This is a genomic window from Streptomyces sp. NPDC051243 (genome assembly GCF_044455405.1).
Taxonomy (GTDB): domain Bacteria; phylum Actinomycetota; class Actinomycetes; order Streptomycetales; family Streptomycetaceae; genus Streptomyces.
On sequence record NZ_JBITES010000014.1, the window covers coordinates 81,925 to 98,300 of the forward strand.

Sequence of the window (16,376 nt, forward strand, 5' to 3'; positions counted from 1 at the left end):
GGTCGTAAACCAGTCAGCCAAGTGATGGATCCGGCTCACGACAGCTGCGGACGTGGGCGGGGATCAGCGGCCGATCCCGTTCACGTCAGTGAATGATCAAGCGTTCAAAGGGTCCTGTGACGCGGCTCAAGGGTCGGTGAGGGGCTCAAGTGTCTGTCATGCGGCTCAGCGGCTGGTGATGCGGCTCATGGGAATGCCGGTGGGCCGTCAGTGGATGTGCCGGTGGGGTCGTCAGTGGATGTGCGGGTGGGGTCCTCAGTGGATGATCCCGGTCCGCAGGGCCACGGCGACCATGCCGGCGCGGTCACCGGTGCCGAGCTTGCGGGCGATCCGGGCGAGGTGGCTCTTGACGGTCAGCGCGGACAGGCCCATCGAGACGCCGATCGCCTTGTTCGACTGGCCCTCCGCCACCAGCCGCAGCACCTCGACCTCACGACCGGAGAGCTCGCGGTAGCCGCCCGGGTGGCTCGGGGCACCCGGGTGGCGACGGTGCATACGGGCGGCGGCAGCGCCGATGGGGGCCGCACCGGGCCGGGTGGGGAGCCCGACGTTGGTGCGGGTGCCGGTGACGACATAGCCCTTCACACCGCCGGCGAGGGCGTTGCGTACGGCGCCGATGTCGTCGGCGGCGGACAGGGCGAGGCCGTTGGGCCAGCCCGCGGCGCGGGTCTCCGACAGGAGGGTGAGGCCGGAGCCGTCGGGCAGGTGGACATCTGCGACGCAGATGTCGCGGGGGTTGCCGATCCGGGGACGAGCCTCCGCGATGGACGAGGCCTCGATGACGTCGCGCACACCGAGCGCCCACAGGTGGCGGGTGACGGTGGAGCGGACGCGGGGATCGGCCACGACCACCATGGCGGTCGGCTTGTTCGGGCGGTAGGCGACCAGGCTTGCGGGCTGCTCGAGGAGAACGGACACCAGGCCTCCTGGGGTGCGGGGACGACTTCAAGGTCACAGTCGTCTTCGGCACCAAACCTGTGGCCCTTTAGAGAAAGATCACGATTTAGTGAGTAACAATTGGGGCAATTCGGACGCTTGGTCGATCGTTCAGTGAGCAAATCGGCTCGATCAAGGGCTGTTCATGACCGAAAGTGGCCGTATCGACAAAGTGACGGTCAAGACGGTGGCGGTCACCGGGACTGTGGATCACGGCGCTGCGGCAGCGTCACCACCGAGGCGTCACCCGGGCCCGCCGGAGGCAGCCCCGCGACCTGGGCGAGCAGGTCGCACCAGGACGCCAGGTGGGCCGCCGTGTCCGGAACACCGCCCAGGCCCTCTCGGGGCGTCCAGGAGGCGCGGATCTCGATCTGCGAGGCCGCCGGGCGCTCGGACAGGCCGCCGAAGTAATGGGAGCTCGCGCGCGTGACGGTGCCGCTCGGTTCGCCGTACGACAACCCGCGCGCCTGGAGCGCACCGGTCAGCCAGGACCAGCACACCTCGGGCAGCAGCGGGTCGGCGGCCATCTCCGGCTCCAGCTCGGCGCGCACCAGGGTCACCAGCCGGAAGGCACCCCGCCAGGCGTCGTGCCCGGCCGGATCGTGCAGCAGCACCAGCCGGCCGTCGGCCAGGTCCTGGTCGCCGTCGACGACCGTGGCCTCCAGCGCGTACGCGTACGGGGCGAGGCGCTGGGGCGCCTTGGTCTGCTCGACCTCGATCTGCGGGCGCAGGCGACTGCCGCGCAGGGCATCGACCGCGGCCCGGAACGCCGCTGGAGCCGTTCCGCGCGAATGCCGGTCCCCCTCCCCGGCCTCCTTCGCGTCATCCATCCCGCCCGTACCGTCCGACAGTCTTCCCTGAGCCGCAGCCATGCCGGAAGGTTAAGGGGAACCGGGGCTCCGTGCTGGGCTAGACACCCCGTTCCCGGTGCCGGCGTGGCCGTCACCGGGCGCCTCGTGCCGGACGGGCTGAAAGAAGCGGACCGGCGTCGTGCGAGACTTGCCACCGTGAGTGCCAACACGCAGCCGACGCCGCCGACCGCCACCTACGACTCCGCCTTCCTCAAGGCGTGCAGGCGTGAACCCGTGCCGCACACGCCGGTGTGGTTCATGCGGCAGGCCGGGCGCTCCCTGCCGGAGTACCGCAAGGTGCGCGAGGGCATTCCCATGCTCGAGTCCTGTATGCGGCCCGAGCTGGTCACCGAGATCACCCTGCAGCCCGTGCGCCGGCACGACGTGGACGCGGCGATCTACTTCAGCGACATCGTCGTCCCGCTCAAGGCCATCGGCATCGACCTCGACATCAAGCCCGGCGTCGGCCCGGTCGTCGAGCGCCCGATCCGCACCCGCGCCGACCTGGCCCGGCTGCGCGACCTGACCCCCGAGGACGTCTCGTACGTCACGGAGGCGATCGGCCTGCTCACCGGCGAGCTCGGCGCGACCCCGCTCATCGGTTTCGCCGGCGCGCCTTTCACCCTCGCGAGCTACCTCGTCGAGGGCGGCCCGTCGCGCACGTACGAGAACGCCAAGGCGATGATGTACGGCGACCCCGAGCTCTGGGCCGACCTGCTCGACCGCCTCGCGGACATCACCGCGGCCTTCCTCAAGGTGCAGATCGAGGCCGGCGCCTCCGCGGTCCAGCTCTTCGACTCCTGGGTCGGCTCCCTCGCCCCCGCCGACTACCGGCGCTCGGTGATGCCCGCCTCCGCGAAGGTCTTCGAGGCCGTCGCCGGGTACGGCGTCCCGCGCATCCACTTCGGCGTCGGCACCGGCGAGCTGCTGAAGCTCATGGGGGAGGCCGGCGCGGACGTCGTCGGCGTCGACTGGCGCGTCCCGCTCGACGAGGCCGCCCGCCGCGTCGGCCCCGGCAAGGCGCTCCAGGGCAACCTCGACCCGACCGTCCTGTTCGCCACCCCGGAGGCGGTCGAGACCAAGACCCGCGAGGTGCTCGATGCCGCGGCCGGACTCGAGGGGCATGTCTTCAACCTCGGCCACGGGGTCATGCCGTCCACGGACCCGGACGCGCTGACCCGGCTCGTCGAGTACGTCCACACGCGGACCGCGCGCTGAGCCCGGCCGGCACCGGAGCGTGCAAGGGGCTGGGCCACGGGCAGGGTCCGGCTCGATAATGGTCTCCACATGATGGAACCGGGTGTGAGGCGATAGTGGCGCCTCACACCCGGTTCTTTCCCTTTTCAGGGGCCCCTCAGGAGGGGATTCAGCAGCCCGTGCTGGCCGAGGAGGTCGGGAGCTCCGCCTCGTCGCCGGCGGTCTCCAGGCCCTGCAGGTCGAGGATCTGGTCCATGGTGTGCACCTCCTTTCTGTGGTCAGGTCCCGTGTCGGGAGGGGGTTCAGCAGTTGGTGCTGGCGGAAGAGGTCGGGAGCTCCGCCTCGTCGCCGGCGGTCTCCAGGCCCTGCAGGTCGAGGATCTGGTCCATGGTGTGCACCTCCTTTCTGTGGTCAGGTCCCGTGTCGGGAGGGGGTTCAGCAGTTGGTGCTGGCCGAGGAGGTCGGGAGCTCCGCCTCGTCGCCGGCGGTCTCCAGGCCCTGCAGGTCGAGGATCTGGTCCATGGTGTGCACCTCCTTTCGTGCTGCGTGAGTGAACCGGGGGACACCGGACACACGGGGTGTCCGAACCCACGATCAGAGATCAGTGGGGGTCTGTGGGGCCGCCCGCGGGGGACGGCCGGTCGGTGAAGAAGGGCAGGAACCGGCCCTGGCCGCCCATCACACCCTGGGTGGTGAGCAGGACGCCCGCCGTGCCGGTGGCCACGTCCATGGACAGCTTCATCAGCAGGTCGCCGGGGAAGGCCAGGTGGCCTTCGTAGGACAGCGCGTACCAGCCGAGCCGCTCCAGGTGCCGGGCCACGACCTGGTCCTTGGCCAGTGCCGGGTCGCGGCGACCGGCGCGCTCCAGGGCGGCGACCAGTCCGGCGCGGCCCATGAACAGCTGGGGCATGACCACGAACTCCGGTGTGCAGGCGGCCAGCAGGGCCGGCAACTGCTCCCGCAGCCGGGCGTCCTCGTGCACGGTGAGCACCTCGTCGGCCACCAGGGCGATACCGGCGCTGCCCACGTCGAGGTAGCACAGGGTCCGTACGCCCGCCTCCTCCACCTGCAACGACCCGTTGGGCGTCGGCACACAGCGGTCGAGATCGCGATGCAGGGCGGCCACGGCCCGTTCCAGATGGGCCGACTCTCCCCACACCTCGTACAACCGCAGGAAGAACAGGGCCACTCCGGACCAGCCGCGCATCAGGCCGGCTCTGACCGGGGGCAGCCCGCTCGCGCGGGCCGGGCCGCCGTGCCATGGGGCGGTGACCGGACGGTTCGCCCGGAGTGCCTCGTCGAGCAGTTCGGCGATCCGGCGGATGTCGTCGTCGAAGGACACGGTCTGCCAACGGTCCGCCAGATGCAGGTAGTTGAGGCCGATGCCGGCCAGTCCGTCGTACAGTCCGATGCCCCGGGCCTCGCGGGACGGCTCCATGGCCCGCTCGATGAGCTTTCCGGCGGCCTCGGTGTGGCCGAGGTGGTCCAGGACGTGGGCCACGCCGTGTGTGCCGTTGTAGAAGCCCTGTCGGGGCCTCGGCGCAGCGGCCGCTGTCAGCAGCCACTCCTGGTGGGCGTCGGCCACCGGGAAGCCGCAGGCGGACAGCGTCCAGAGCACTCCGGCGGCGCCGTTGGAGAAGGTGGCACCTCCCGTCGTGAACTGCTCGCAGTCTCCCGGGAAGAGCCGGTCCGTGCGGGTGGGGTCGGCGGCGGCCGCGATGGCCGAGGCCATCGAGAGGGCCGCCTCCCTGGTGTACGGGGCGGGGCGGTGCGGTGCGGAGGGGGGGCTCCCGGCGGGCAGGAGCATCTCGCGCACCGGGTCGAGCCAGCCGTCGGGCAGCGGGAACCGTTCGGCTGTGAAGTCCAGTTGCTGGGCGATCTTCGAGGGGTCGAGGGCGCGCAGCTTCTCGTACGGCAGGAACAGGGCCGCCTTGAGGGAGGCCAGACAGTAGCGGTCGAGGTCGAGGCCGCGGCGGCCGGACTCGGCCGAGAACCCCATCGTGGCGACGGCCGGCAGATGCTCGCTGTCGGCGGCGTCGAAGGACGCCTCGTAGTCGATCAGCGCGACCGAGTCGTCGGGCCGGACGAGCACATTGCCGTAGTGCAGATCGCCGAAGCCGACCCCACGGGCGTGGAACCCGGCCAGGACCCGCTCGATACGGTCGAGGACGGCCACCGCTCGCTCGGTGTAGGCGGCGTAGTCCGCGGGGGAGGAGTTCTCGGAGACGATCATCGGATGGATGCGGGCCATCCACACCCAGAGGTTCGACGAGTCCACGTATTCCATCGCCAGGAATTCATGGCTGTCCATCGTGAAGTGGTCGAGTAATTCAGGGGCGCCGTCCGCGCCCGCCAGACGCTCCAGGGCCCATTTCTCCCGGCGCAGCCTCTTCACCGCGTCATCGGATTTCATGTCGAGGCCGGCACCCGGTCGGGCCTCCTTGAGAACGCAGACCCTTCCGTCAGATTTGCGTTCGGCCAGATAGACCCCGCCTGCGTTGGAGAAATGCATGGCGCGCTGAATTCGGTAAGGGAATTCCGGACCGGTCCTGCGGCGTTCCAGGAGGTCCTTGACGAAGGGCGGGACCGGGGCCCACTCGGGGACGGTGAACACCGGGCGGCGCAGGTCCGGGGTCAGGGTGCCGTCGGGCTTCACCAGGGCCGGCACCACGGCGCCGCTGTCGTCGGTGCAGAAGCGCTCGACGAACGCGCCGTAGCGCAGGTGCAGCGGGCTGTCCGGCCACTGCAGATCGCTCAGGATGCGCGGCCCGGTGATGCCGTCGAGCTCCTTCGTCAGGTCCTGCAGGACCGTGAGCAGCCGCTCCTGCGTGGGGTAGACGGTGATCAGCTTGCCGCTGCCGGACCGGGGCGCGTACTTCGTGTTGTGTGCCAGGTGGACCTCGGGCGTGCTGAGGTGCTTGAACTGGACGCCCTCGCGGACGCAGTAGTCCCAGACCAGCTCCAGGGCGCGGTCGGCCTGGTCGCGGCCGGCCGAGACATGGATCTTCCAGCCCTGATCGGGCAGGGGGCGCCGCGGCGGGACCAGGTGGGTCCAGCTGCTGCGCACGGTCCGGGTCCATCCGGCCGGCACCGGCCGGGACGCGATGGCGAAGGGGAGGAATCCGCGGTCCCAGCGGTCGGGCGTCTCGAAGAAGAGCGGGTCGGCGTAACAGTAGATCTGGGGATCTCCGATGGCCATGAAAACATTCCGTTCTTTCAATGGCTGGGCCGCGGCGGGGGAGGGGGACGAAGAGCGAGTGGCCGCAAGCCGGAATCCCGCCGCACAGAGCATTCAGATCTGCTCCGGATTTCGGAATTCAATTCCGTCTCCGGCGGGCTTTCCGGGGTTTATCTTTGCTTACTCGATCGGGTCCGTCAATGCGTTTTCCGAGGTTTCTTTAATTTCTTCCCCGGGGGGTTCGGGCAGGACTTTGCGCAACCGCTCCAGCTCGCCGAGCACGACCGGCAGCGGCGGCGCGGTACGGCCGTCGCGCCGGCCCGTGGTCATGCTGACGCCGGGCTGGGTGGGCGCGACGGAAACGTTCGGGCGCTCGGCGAGCGCCTTGAGGTGCTGGACGTAGGCGGGATTGTCCTCCACCCGCGGCGGCAGCGAGGGGGCCAGCACCACGGGTGCCGCGGTGCTGTGCAGCGCCAGCAGACTGGGGCTGTCCCCCATGCCGAGCGCCGCCCGCGCCATGTAGTGCAGCGAGGCCGGGTACACGGCCACCGAGTCGGCCCACTCCGCCAGTTCCACATGCAGTGCGGTGGGGAGCGGATCGTCCGGCCAGGCATCGGTGATCGCCTGGTGGGAGGTGAGCGCGGACAGCGCCTGAAGCGTGACGAAGCGCTGGGCGCTGCGGGTGGCGACCACCTTCACCGCCACGTCGGGGTGTTTGCTGCGCAGCCAGGTCAACCAGTACGGCAGATGCACGGCGTTGACGGCTCCCGAGGCGATCAGCAGCAGCCGGCGACCGCTGAAGTCGGCGTCGGGCGCGGGGGGCTTCGCGGACGACGGGGCCGGCGTACCGGTCATGCGGGGGTCCTCCTTGCCGGGGCGGGTGTGGGCGGCGCCGGATCGTCCGGCGGGAACATCACCCTCGGCACCGGCCCGTCCTTGGGCAGTGCGGCACCCGGGAGCATCCGGTAGAGCCGGGTGTGGTCCAAGGTGCAGGCCGGCTGCTCCTCGCCCTCGACCATCAGCGACAGCGCGAGCACGACCTCCAGGAAGCCGCGCGGCCGGATGCGTACGGCCTTGACGTGGGCCATGGCCCGGACCCGGGAGCCGACCGGTACGGGAGTGAGGAAACGGACCCGGTCGAGCCGGTAGTTGAGGGCGACCTCGATCCAGCTCGGATCGAACAGGGTGGACGTCAGGTACGGGACCAGTCCCAGCGTGTAGAACCCGTGGGCCACCGGCACCCCGTAGGGCCCCTGGGCCGCCTGCTCGGCGTCCAGGTGGATCCCCTGCCAGTCCTGGGTGGCGTCCGCGAAACCGCGTACGGCCGCGGGCGTCACCTCGTGCCAGGGGCTCGGTCCGAGCTCCTTCCCGATGCGCTGCTCGAACCACTGGGCGAAGTCGTCCAGTGTCAGGGCCGGCGGCTCGGCCGGCTCAGAATCCCATGGCATGGACGCCTCCGTCGACGTGGACGATCTCACCGGTCGTCGCCGTGAAGTAGTCGGACAGCAGGGCCACACACGCCTTCGCCACGGGGCCGGCGTTGTCCTCGTCCCAGCCCAGCGGCGCCAGGTCGGCCCAGTCGCCGCCCTCCTCGTCCGGCGGCGTGTCGGAGATCCCGTTCGCCGCCAGCGTGTTGAGCGGTCCGGCGGCGACCAGGTTCACCCGGATCCCCTCGGGGCCGAGGTAGCGGGCGAGATACCGGGCCGTGGACTCCAGCCCCGCCTTCGCGACGCCCATCCAGTCGTACTCCGGCCAGGACACCGAGGCGTCGAAGTCGAGACCGACCACGGAACCTCCGCCCTTCATCATCGGAAGGACCGCGCTGACCAGGGACTTCAGCGAGTACGCCGAGGTGTGCAGGGCGGTGGCGACGTCCTCCCACGGCGTCTGCATGAACCGTCCGCCGAGCGCGCCGGGCGGGGCGTAGGCGATGGAGTGCAGCACCCCGTCGAAGCGGTCGCTGTGTTCCGCGAGCCGGGCCGGCAGCGTGCGCAGCTGCTCGGCGTCCGTCACATCCAGCTCGACGACCGGTGCGGGCTCGGGCATGCGCTCCACGAGCCGCCGCACCAGCCGCGGTCGGATGCTGGTGAGCACCACATCGGCGCCGGCCCGCTGGGCCTCGACCGCGGTGTGAAAGGCGATGGAGGACTGGGTGATGACACCCGTGACCAGGATCTTCTTTCCGGCGAGCAGCATCGTCACGCTCCCAGGGAGAGGCCGCCGTCGACGGGCAGGACCGCGCCCGTGACGTAGCTCGACGCCTCCGAGGCGAGGAAGCCGACCACCTCGGCGACCTCGTCGGGAAGACCCGAACGGCCCAGTGGCACCTGGGACTTGACGCCCTCCTTGATCTTGTCGGGCAATTGCGCGGTCATGTCGGTGTCGACCCAGCCGGGCGCCACGGTGTTGACCGTCACTCCGTAGGAGCTCAGTTCCAGTGCCAGCGAGCGGGCCAGCCCGATCATCCCTGCCTTGGACGAGGCGTAGTTGGCCTGGCCGACGGAGCCCGTCAGACCGGCCACCGACGAGATGAAGACGATCCGCCCGGCGCGCCCCCGCATCATGTCGCGTACGACGGCACGGGCGACGCGGTAGGCGCCGGTCAGGTTCGTGTCCATCACCGCCGCGAAGTCCGGCTCGGACATGACCGCGAAGGCGCGGTCGCGGGTGATCCCCGAGTTGGCGACCAGCACGTCGACGGGGCCCAGCGTCTGCTGCACCTCCTTGACGGCGCGGTTGACCGACTCCGGGTCCCGGACGTCGCACTGGACGGCGAGGACGTCCGCCTCCGCAGGGGGATCGGTGCGGTAGGTGACCGCGACCTTCATGCCACCGGCCGCGAGCCGCCGTGCCACGGCCAGGCCGATCCCTCGGTTGCCGCCCGTGACGAGTGCCACTCGGCTCATGGTGGGGTCTCCTTCTTCTGCTTCTGGTTCGGCGGCCGGTCCGGCCTGTTGCGGTGCCTCGGGCAGGGACTGCCGCAGGAACGCCGCCAGCGAGGCCACGGTGGGGTGTTCGCGCAGCGTCTCCGGCGTCAGCTCCAGGCCGAGCGCCGCCGACAACCGGCCCAGGACGACCAGGCTCATCAGCGAGTCCATGCCGGCCGTGAACAGGTTCTGCCGGGTGCGGACCTCCTCGGGCGCGCACTCCATGGCGTCGGCCACCTCGGCCCGGACCAGGGCTTCGAGATCGGTGCGGGTGTGGCCTTGCGGGGTGGGCACGGCGGGGGCGGGAGTCGGGGCCGCCGCGGGGTTCGGTGACGGGGCCGGGGTGCGGGACTTCTGCGTCGTACGGACGCGTCGGGCCCGGCCGGCCAGGGACGGGGCGCGGATCAGGGGCTCGACGTCCGGGTCGGTCCCGTCCTGCGCGGGTTCGACGTCCGTGTCGGTCCCGTCCTGCGCGCCGGCCCGGCCGAGCCAGTACGCGTGGCGGTGGTCCCAGTGGCGCGGCGGCAGCGACAGCAGGTCGCCGCCGGACCACAGCCGGCTCCAGCTGATCGGGTGCCCGTGGCAGTGCAGCAGCCCGGCGCTCTCCGCCAGGACGTCCATGGGGTGCTCGTCGCGCCGCAGCGTGGGCAGGACCACCGCCTCCCCGAGGTCGAGGGCGCGCAGGGTGGCCCGGACCGGTCCGACCAGCACCGGGTGCGGGCTCACCTCGACGAAGACCTCGTGCCCGTCCCGTGCCGCGGCGCGCACGGCGTCGGTCAGCAGGACCGGCCGGCGGAGGTTGTCGACCCAGTACCGGGCGTCCATCGGCGTCTCGCGGCCCGGCGTGACCGTGGAGTACAGGGGGATCCGCGGGGTGCGCGGGCGGATGTCCGCGAGCCGCTCGGCGAGCTCGTCGAGGATCTCGTCGACCTGCGCGGAATGGCAGGCGACGTCGATGTTGACGGGCAGGGCCTGCGTGCCCCGCTCGGTCCAGGCGTCCTTCAGGGACTCCACCGCATCGCGGTCACCGGAGACGACGGTCGTCGTGGGGCTCAGCCGGATGGCGACCGTCACCGAGGAGGCGAGCCCGCGCTCGGCGACGAACTCCGTGACCTCCTCGGGCCCGGCGGGCAGTACCGCCATCGCGCCCCGTCCCGAGAGCCCCTTCATCAGCTGGGAGCGCCGGCAGGTGACCCGTACCCCGTCCTGCGGCGACAGCGCACCGCTGACCACGGCCGCGGCGACCTCGCCCATGGAGTGGCCGATCACCGCGGCGGGTTCGACGCCGCGCGCCCGCCAGGACGCGGCGAGCGCCACGTGGACGCAGAACAGCACCGGCTGCATCACATCGGTCGGCTCCAGCGCGGCCTCGTCGCCCTCGGCCAGCACCTCGCGCACCGAGAAGCCCGACTCCTGCCGCACCAGCGGGTCCAGCGCGTCGACGACCTCCGCGAAGGCAGGGTCGTCGGTCAGCAACTCCCTCGCCATGCCAGGCCATTGGGCGCCCTGGCCGGAGAAGACGAACACCGGCCGCGGGTTGTCGCGGACCGTGCCGGTGACCACCCCGGTCCCGTCGCCGTCCGCGGCCAGCAGGTCCAGGCGTGCCAGCAACTCCTCGGTGTCGCGGGCGACGACCGCGGCGCGCACCGGCCCGTGCGAGCGGCGGACCGTGGTGGTGTGCGCCACACTCGCCACGCTCACCTCGTCGCCGCGCCCGGCCACCCAGGCGCGCAGCCGGGCCGCCTGCTCGCGGCAGGACTCCGTGGAACTGCCGTCGACGGTGACGACGACCGGCCGGTCCGTTCCCGGTGCCTGGTGCGTCGCGTCCTCGCGGGCGGTCGGCCGCGGCGCCTCTTGCAGGACCACATGGGCGTTCGCCCCACCGAAGCCGAAGGAGCTCACACCCGCCGTCCGGACGTCGGACCCGGGCCACGGCGTGCGCTCGGCCACCACCCGGATCGGTGCGTCGGCCGGCACGGCCGGGTTCAGGGAGCGGAAGTGCAGGGTGGGCGGGATCTCGCCGTGGTGCAGGGCCAGTACGGTCTTGAGGAACCCGGCGACGCCCGCCGCGGCCTCCAGATGCCCCAGGTTCGTCTTGACCGCGCCGAGCAGCAGCGGCCGGTCCGGGGCGCGGCCCTGGCCGGTGACGGCGGTGATGCCGCCGATCTCGATGGGGTCGCCCACCGAGGTGCCGGTGCCGTGCGCCTCCAGGTAGTCCACGCCGGCGGGATCGAGGTCCGCGTTCTCGTAGGCGGTGCGCAGCAGTTCGGCCTGGGCCTGGCCGTTGGGCGCCATGATGCCGTTGGAGCGGCCGTTGTGGTTCACGGCACTGCCCCGGACCACGGCCAGCACCCGGTCACCGTCCCGCACCGCGTCGGACAGCCGCTTCAGGACGACGATGCCGCCGCCCTCGCCGCGCCCGTACCCGTGGGCGCCCGCGTCGAAGGTGTGGCAGCGGCCGTCGGGCGACAGCATCCCGGCCTCGTCGAAGCCGATCGAGACGCCCGGGTCGAGAAGCAGGTTCACCCCGCCGGCCAGGGCGAGTTCGCACTCACCGGCCCGCAGGCTCTGGCAGGCGAGATGGACGGCGACCAGCGAGGCCGAGCAGGCGGTGTCCACCAGCATGCTGGGTCCGCGCACACCGAGCGTGTACGACAGCCGGCCGGCGATGACGCCCATCGACGAGCCCGCGGCGCTCCAACCACCCATGTCCTGCGGACTGTCGGGGGCGTAGTCGGCGGTGCTGGCGCCGAGGAAGACGCCGACGCGGCGGCCCCGCACCGTGTCCGGGGCGATTCCGGCGTGCTCCAGCGCCTCCCAGGCGACCTCCAGCACCAGGCGCTGCTGGGGGTCCATCATCGTCGCCTCTTTGGGCGAGACGCCGAAGTACGGGGCGTCGAACCGGTCGATGCCGTCCAGGAAGCCGCCCAGACCCGCCGGGCCCTCACTGATCCGGCTGTCGGCGCCCGGCCCGCTCCAGCGCCCCTCGGGCACTCGGCGGATGCCGTCGCCGCCGTCCAGGAGGAACTGCCAGAACTCCTCCGGGCCGCGCACCCCGCCGGGGAAGCGGCAGCCGGCGCCCACGACAGCGACGGGTTCCAGAGTGGGCGCTCCAGGGGAGGAGCCGGACGGCCGCGCGGCATCGGCGGCGTCGGCGTCGTCGGAACCGGGGGCCAGATGCCGGACGAGGGCGGTGATGCTGGGAAAGCTGTAGGCGACGTCGACGGGCAGGTTCCGGTGGAGGAGCTCGGAGAGTTCCCCGGAAAGGGAGACCAGCTTCATGGACGACAGCCCGTAATCCCCGAACGGCCGGTCGGCATCCACCGCGTCGCGGGGGACATCGGCGTTCCGGGTCACCCAGTCGACGGCCCAGGCGCGCAGCTCAGACTCTGGTATCGGCATCGGAAACACCTCCGTTCATACGGGCGAGACGGTCCGCCGATATCCGTTCGTACTGTTCCTGCAGCATTCTCCTGGCGTCGGACTTGTCATCCTGCGGAATGAGGTTCGCAGGGCTGGTGCCCAACCTCGTCAGAAATCCGTAGTACTCGTTACGGAGAATCGACCCGACCAGGCAGTCGTGATAGTCGCCGTCGAGGAAGAAGAAGTCACGGAGAACTCCCTCGACCTTGATCGGGCCCTTGAGGAAGATCTGCACCATCTGCTTGTTGTACAGCCCCGCCATCAGATGCACGCGATGTGCGTTGCGCTGGTGGAAGAGATGGTCGAGCAGCAGGTGCATGGATTCCATCCCGTAGCCGAGGCCCCATAGCTCGGCCGCGCCGACGACGTTGCCGACCTCGAAGTTTCCGGGGTAGGTGAGCTGCTTGTAGGTGACGCCGCCCACCGGTTCCCCGGATTGGTCCACGACCATCAGATAGGTGATGCCGTGTTGCGCCACGAGGGATTCCATCTCCTCGGCGGTGACGAAGGCCTGCCCGCCGGAGGAGTACGCGGACGCGACGGAGGACGACCACCGGGCGATGAGCTCGTAGTCCTGCCGGCCCTGGATCGGGCGCAGCGAGACGTACTCTCCTTGCATTTATCCAACCCTTCGACTGCCGGAGCGGGACGGCCCGGGCTGTGAATCCTGAGTGCTTGGGAACCCACTGGTAAACCCACTGGTGAAAGCCTGCGGAATGTGAGCGGTTGGGGCTGCTGCCGACCGGCGGGGGACGTCAGGTCGGCAGCAGCGTGTCGCGGCTCCAAGAGAACAGGCGGGCTGTCGGAAGTGTCAAGCAGAAAGTGCCGTATCAGCCATGGTGAACGGGCAAGTGCCGTAGTATCCGGGGCGGTTCGGTCCGGCCGCCCAGGGGTCCGGGAATTCATTTCTGCGGGTGACGGACTTTCCGCTGTCGGCAAGTGCCGTAGTGTCCGGGAATTCGGCCTGCGAGAGTCGAGGAATCCCGGCCGGATCGGTTAGCGTCCTCGTTGTGGTCACCGGCGGCACCGCACTGAGCGGGCCGCCCCCGCATTCCCCTCGCTCCGGAGCCGCGCTCCGTCGAGCCGACACCGCAACCGTGGAGCGCATCCCATGAGCGTGCTCACCGAACGTTCCGCAGACCCCGTCGGAACCCTCGTCCGCCCCGGCGCCCAGGTGCACCGGACCGCGGACGCGCTGAAGGGCATGGGCGTCCTGCCGAGCCACCGGGTCGCCCTGCACGCGGGCAACTCACCCGCGTTCGTACGGGTGTTGCTCGGCCTGATGCAGCTGGGCGCGGGCGTCGTCCTCGTCGACCATCTCCGGTCCGCCGGCTCGGCGCAGCAGGCCGCCGTCCGGGTCGGCGCCGACTGGCTGGTCCGGGACCGGCAGCCGGCCGCGGAGCCGACCGGCCCGGTCCCCGTGCTGTCCCTGGCCGACCTGACGGAGCGCCTGCCCCCGCCGCACGGGCCCGACGCCGAACGGGCCCCGGATGCCGACGAGTTGTCCTTCGGCGGCTGGGCGAGCCGCGACGACGCGCTGATCGCCTGGTCCTCCGGATCCACCGGGGAACCGAAGGCCGTCGTCCGTTCGGGCCGCTCCGTCCTCGCCAACACCGCCCGCACGATCGCCCGCATGGGCTACCGGCGGCAGGACGTCCTGGCCCCCCTGCTGCCCTTCTCGCACCAGTACGGCTTCTCGCTGGTGCTGATCGCCCAAGTCACCGGCTGCGACCTGCTGTTGACGCCGTACACCCGGCTGGACCGGGCCCTGACGGCCGTGGGCGAACACCGGGCGACCGTCGTGGACGCCACACCGTCGTCCTTCCGTTCGCTGCTGCGGCTGGCCGACGGGCGGCCCGCGCTCGTGGCGGGGCTGCGCTCGGTACGGATGTGGTGCACCGGCGGCGCCCCCCTCGACGACAACCTGGCCCGCGACTTCCGCGCCGCGCTGGGGCTGCCGCTGCTCGACGGGTACGGCAGCACCGAACTCGGCAACGTGGCCCTGGCCGGCCCCGAAGCGCCCGACGACTGCCTGCCGCTCGCGGGCCTGGAGGTGTCGGTCCGCGACGCCTCGGGCCGCCGGCTGCCGGCCGGGCAGCCGGGCGAGGTGTGGGTGCGCAGCCCCGATGTGATGCGCGGATGCCTGCGGCCGGACGGCACCACCGTGGAGCCACCGGCGCCGGGCGACTTCCGCACCCACGACCTCGGCGTCCTGGACGCCCGGGGCGGCCTGCGGGTGCTGGGCCGGATGTCCGCGACGACCCGCCACGGCTACACGCTCTACCCGGCCGAGCTGGCCCGCAGGGCCGAACGGCACGGCAGGCAGGTGCATGTCGCTCCCGTACACGACGGGCGGCGCGGCACCCGGCTGGTGTTCTTCGTGGAGGACCCCGAACGACGCGCCCCCGGGGAGTGGTTCGCCGACTTCGAGAAGGTCCTCGAGCCCTACGAGCTGCCCAACCTCGTGCTGGTGCTGGACCGCTTCCCACTGAACAACAACGGCAAGACCGATGTGCATGCGCTTGAGGAACGAGCCCGCTGGGTTCTGACGAAGGGTGAGCAGACATGAGCAGCGAGACGCAGACCCGGGCAGGCGTCCCGGCCCCCGCCCCCGGCCCGGGACCGCGCCGGGTGGTCATCACCGGCCGCGGGGCCATCACCCCCCTGGGACTGACCTGGGACGAGACCTGGACGGCCCTGCTGGACGGCCGCAGCGGCATCGCCCCGCTCGCCGAGGTCGACACCACCGACATCCCGGTGCGCTTCGGCGGTGAGGTGAAGGGCTTCCGTGCCGAGGACCACCTGCCGGTGAAGACGGTGCGCCGACTGGACCGCACCGTGCACCTGGCCCTTGCCGCCGCCGACCAGGCGGTCAGGGACGCGGGACTGGAGGTCACCCCCGAACTGGCGCCGCGCGCCGCCGTCATCCTCGGTACCGCGAGCGGTCCGGCGCGCAACGCCGTGAACGCCCATGACGCGATGTACCGGCGCGGGCCGCGCGCGGTCAGCCCCTACTTCTTCCCCAGCAGCGGTGTCGACAGCGCCTGCGGCGAGGTCTCCCTGCGGTTCGGCCTGCAGGGCTCCTCCACCTGCATGGTGACCGCCTGCGCCACCGGCAGCACCTGCCTGGGCGAGGCGATGCGGATGATCCGGTACGGCATCGCGGACGTGGTGATCGCCGGCGGTGTCGACGACTCCCTGACCCGCGTCGACATCAACGGCGCGGCCGTGTCCCGGGCACTGTCCCGGCGCAACGACGACCCGGAGCGGGCCTGCCGGCCCTTCGACACCGGGCGCGACGGCTTCGTCATGAGCGCCGGCGCCGGCGTCGTCGTCCTGGAGAGCGAGGAGCACGCCCTCGCCCGGGGCGCCACCATCCACGGCGAACTGGCCGGATACGGCGCCACCACCGACGCCTTCCATGTGACCTCCCCCCACCCGGAGGGCCTGCTCGCGCAGCGCGCCGCACTGCAGGCCCTCGCCGAGGCGGGGCTCCGCCCCGACGACGTCGACTACATCAACGCCCACGGCACCAGCACGCCGAAGAACGACACCACCGAGATCAAGGTGATCCGCGGTGTCTTCGGCTCCCGCGCACCGCGGATTCCCATCAGCTCGATCAAGAGCATGACGGGTCACATGCTCGGCGCGTCCGGTGCCGTCGAGGCCATCACCTCCGTCGAGGTCATCAAGACCGGGCTCGTTCCGCCGACGATCAACTGCGACGACCCGGAGGACCCGGAACTCGACTTCGTTCCGCACAAGGCGCGCACGCACGACGTGGACGTCGCCATCAGCAACTCATTCGGCTTCGGGGGACACAACGCCGCACTCGTACTGCGCCGTTGGCAGGCGACCCACTGA

14 protein-coding genes are annotated in these 16,376 nt (G+C 71.3%); 3 read left to right on the top strand and 11 right to left on the bottom strand.

The window, feature by feature from the left end; genetic code table 11:
• Positions 1 to 255: 255 nt before the first annotated feature.
• Both ACIBAG_RS32365 and ACIBAG_RS32370 read right to left on the bottom strand, forming a co-directional pair.
• Positions 256 to 918, bottom strand: a complete 663-nt coding sequence (locus tag ACIBAG_RS32365) for a response regulator transcription factor (RefSeq protein WP_003997051.1) — start codon at positions 916 to 918, stop codon at positions 256 to 258.
• A gap of 212 nt (positions 919 to 1,130) precedes the next feature.
• A complete protein-coding gene (locus ACIBAG_RS32370; RefSeq protein ID WP_399109962.1) occupies positions 1,131 to 1,808 on the bottom strand; it encodes a DUF3000 domain-containing protein in 678 nt (225 codons plus the stop codon).
• Positions 1,809 to 1,943: 135 nt separating this feature from the next.
• Between ACIBAG_RS32370 and hemE the strand changes: the two genes are divergently transcribed.
• Positions 1,944 to 3,005, top strand: coding sequence for a uroporphyrinogen decarboxylase (gene hemE / locus ACIBAG_RS32375; RefSeq protein WP_399109964.1), 1,062 nt, complete (start codon positions 1,944 to 1,946; stop codon positions 3,003 to 3,005).
• Positions 3,006 to 3,153: 148 nt separating this feature from the next.
• On the opposite strand, the gene ACIBAG_RS32380 is transcribed toward hemE, so the two are convergent.
• The 9 genes from ACIBAG_RS32380 to ACIBAG_RS32420 all read right to left on the bottom strand — a co-directional run bounded on the left by ACIBAG_RS32380 (position 3,154) and on the right by ACIBAG_RS32420 (position 13,131).
• Positions 3,154 to 3,249: a class III lanthipeptide gene (locus ACIBAG_RS32380; protein ID WP_399109965.1), complete on the bottom strand. Its 96-nt coding sequence runs from the start codon at positions 3,247 to 3,249 to the stop codon at positions 3,154 to 3,156.
• 37 nt (positions 3,250 to 3,286) lie between these two features.
• Entirely contained in the window at positions 3,287 to 3,382 is a 96-nt protein-coding gene (locus ACIBAG_RS32385; protein ID WP_399109967.1) for a class III lanthipeptide, read from the bottom strand.
• A gap of 37 nt (positions 3,383 to 3,419) precedes the next feature.
• Positions 3,420 to 3,515, bottom strand: coding sequence for a class III lanthipeptide (locus tag ACIBAG_RS32390; protein ID WP_399109967.1), 96 nt, complete (start codon positions 3,513 to 3,515; stop codon positions 3,420 to 3,422).
• Between the two features lie 70 nt (positions 3,516 to 3,585).
• Positions 3,586 to 6,183, bottom strand: coding sequence for a class III lanthionine synthetase LanKC (gene lanKC, locus ACIBAG_RS32395; RefSeq protein ID WP_399109968.1), 2,598 nt, complete (start codon positions 6,181 to 6,183; stop codon positions 3,586 to 3,588).
• Positions 6,184 to 6,342: 159 nt separating this feature from the next.
• Entirely contained in the window at positions 6,343 to 7,017 is a 675-nt protein-coding gene (locus ACIBAG_RS32400; protein WP_399109970.1) for a flavoprotein, read from the bottom strand.
• On the bottom strand, positions 7,014 to 7,610 hold the full coding sequence (locus ACIBAG_RS32405; RefSeq protein ID WP_399109972.1) for a MaoC family dehydratase: 597 nt from the start codon (positions 7,608 to 7,610) through the stop codon (positions 7,014 to 7,016). The genes ACIBAG_RS32400 and ACIBAG_RS32405 overlap by 4 nt, the downstream gene beginning before the upstream one ends.
• Positions 7,594 to 8,364, bottom strand: coding sequence for an enoyl-ACP reductase FabI (gene fabI, locus ACIBAG_RS32410; protein ID WP_399109973.1), 771 nt, complete (start codon positions 8,362 to 8,364; stop codon positions 7,594 to 7,596). Before fabI ends, ACIBAG_RS32405 begins: the two co-directional genes overlap by 17 nt.
• On the bottom strand, positions 8,361 to 12,491 hold the full coding sequence (fabG, locus tag ACIBAG_RS32415) for a 3-oxoacyl-ACP reductase FabG (protein WP_399109975.1): 4,131 nt from the start codon (positions 12,489 to 12,491) through the stop codon (positions 8,361 to 8,363). The genes fabI and fabG overlap by 4 nt, the downstream gene beginning before the upstream one ends.
• Positions 12,472 to 13,131, bottom strand: coding sequence for a GNAT family N-acetyltransferase (locus ACIBAG_RS32420; RefSeq protein WP_399109977.1), 660 nt, complete (start codon positions 13,129 to 13,131; stop codon positions 12,472 to 12,474). Before ACIBAG_RS32420 ends, fabG begins: the two co-directional genes overlap by 20 nt.
• 492 nt (positions 13,132 to 13,623) lie before the next feature.
• Between ACIBAG_RS32420 and ACIBAG_RS32425 the strand changes: the two genes are divergently transcribed.
• Positions 13,624 to 15,081: a class I adenylate-forming enzyme family protein gene (locus ACIBAG_RS32425; protein ID WP_399109979.1), complete on the top strand. Its 1,458-nt coding sequence runs from the start codon at positions 13,624 to 13,626 to the stop codon at positions 15,079 to 15,081.
• Positions 15,078 to 16,376 (top strand): beta-ketoacyl-ACP synthase II, encoded by a 1,299-nt coding sequence (gene fabF, locus ACIBAG_RS32430; RefSeq protein ID WP_399109980.1) that lies wholly within the window; start codon positions 15,078 to 15,080, stop codon positions 16,374 to 16,376. Before ACIBAG_RS32425 ends, fabF begins: the two co-directional genes overlap by 4 nt.

Bases quoted from the DNA above. Each gene is read 5' to 3' on its own strand.
- ACIBAG_RS32370 (WP_399109962.1), bottom strand. From the start codon at position 1,808: ATGGCTGCGGCTCAGGGAAGACTGTCGGACGGTACGGGCGGGATGGAT.
- lanKC (WP_399109968.1), bottom strand. From the start codon at position 6,183: ATGGCCATCGGAGATCCCCAGATCTACTGTTACGCCGACCCGCTCTTC.
- ACIBAG_RS32400 (WP_399109970.1), bottom strand. From the start codon at position 7,017: ATGACCGGTACGCCGGCCCCGTCGTCCGCGAAGCCCCCCGCGCCCGAC.
- ACIBAG_RS32405 (WP_399109972.1), bottom strand. From the start codon at position 7,610: ATGCCATGGGATTCTGAGCCGGCCGAGCCGCCGGCCCTGACACTGGAC.
- fabG (WP_399109975.1), bottom strand. From the start codon at position 12,491: ATGCCGATACCAGAGTCTGAGCTGCGCGCCTGGGCCGTCGACTGGGTG.
- ACIBAG_RS32420 (WP_399109977.1), bottom strand. From the start codon at position 13,131: ATGCAAGGAGAGTACGTCTCGCTGCGCCCGATCCAGGGCCGGCAGGAC.
- ACIBAG_RS32425 (WP_399109979.1), top strand. From the start codon at position 13,624: ATGAGCGTGCTCACCGAACGTTCCGCAGACCCCGTCGGAACCCTCGTC.
- fabF (WP_399109980.1), top strand. From the start codon at position 15,078: ATGAGCAGCGAGACGCAGACCCGGGCAGGCGTCCCGGCCCCCGCCCCC.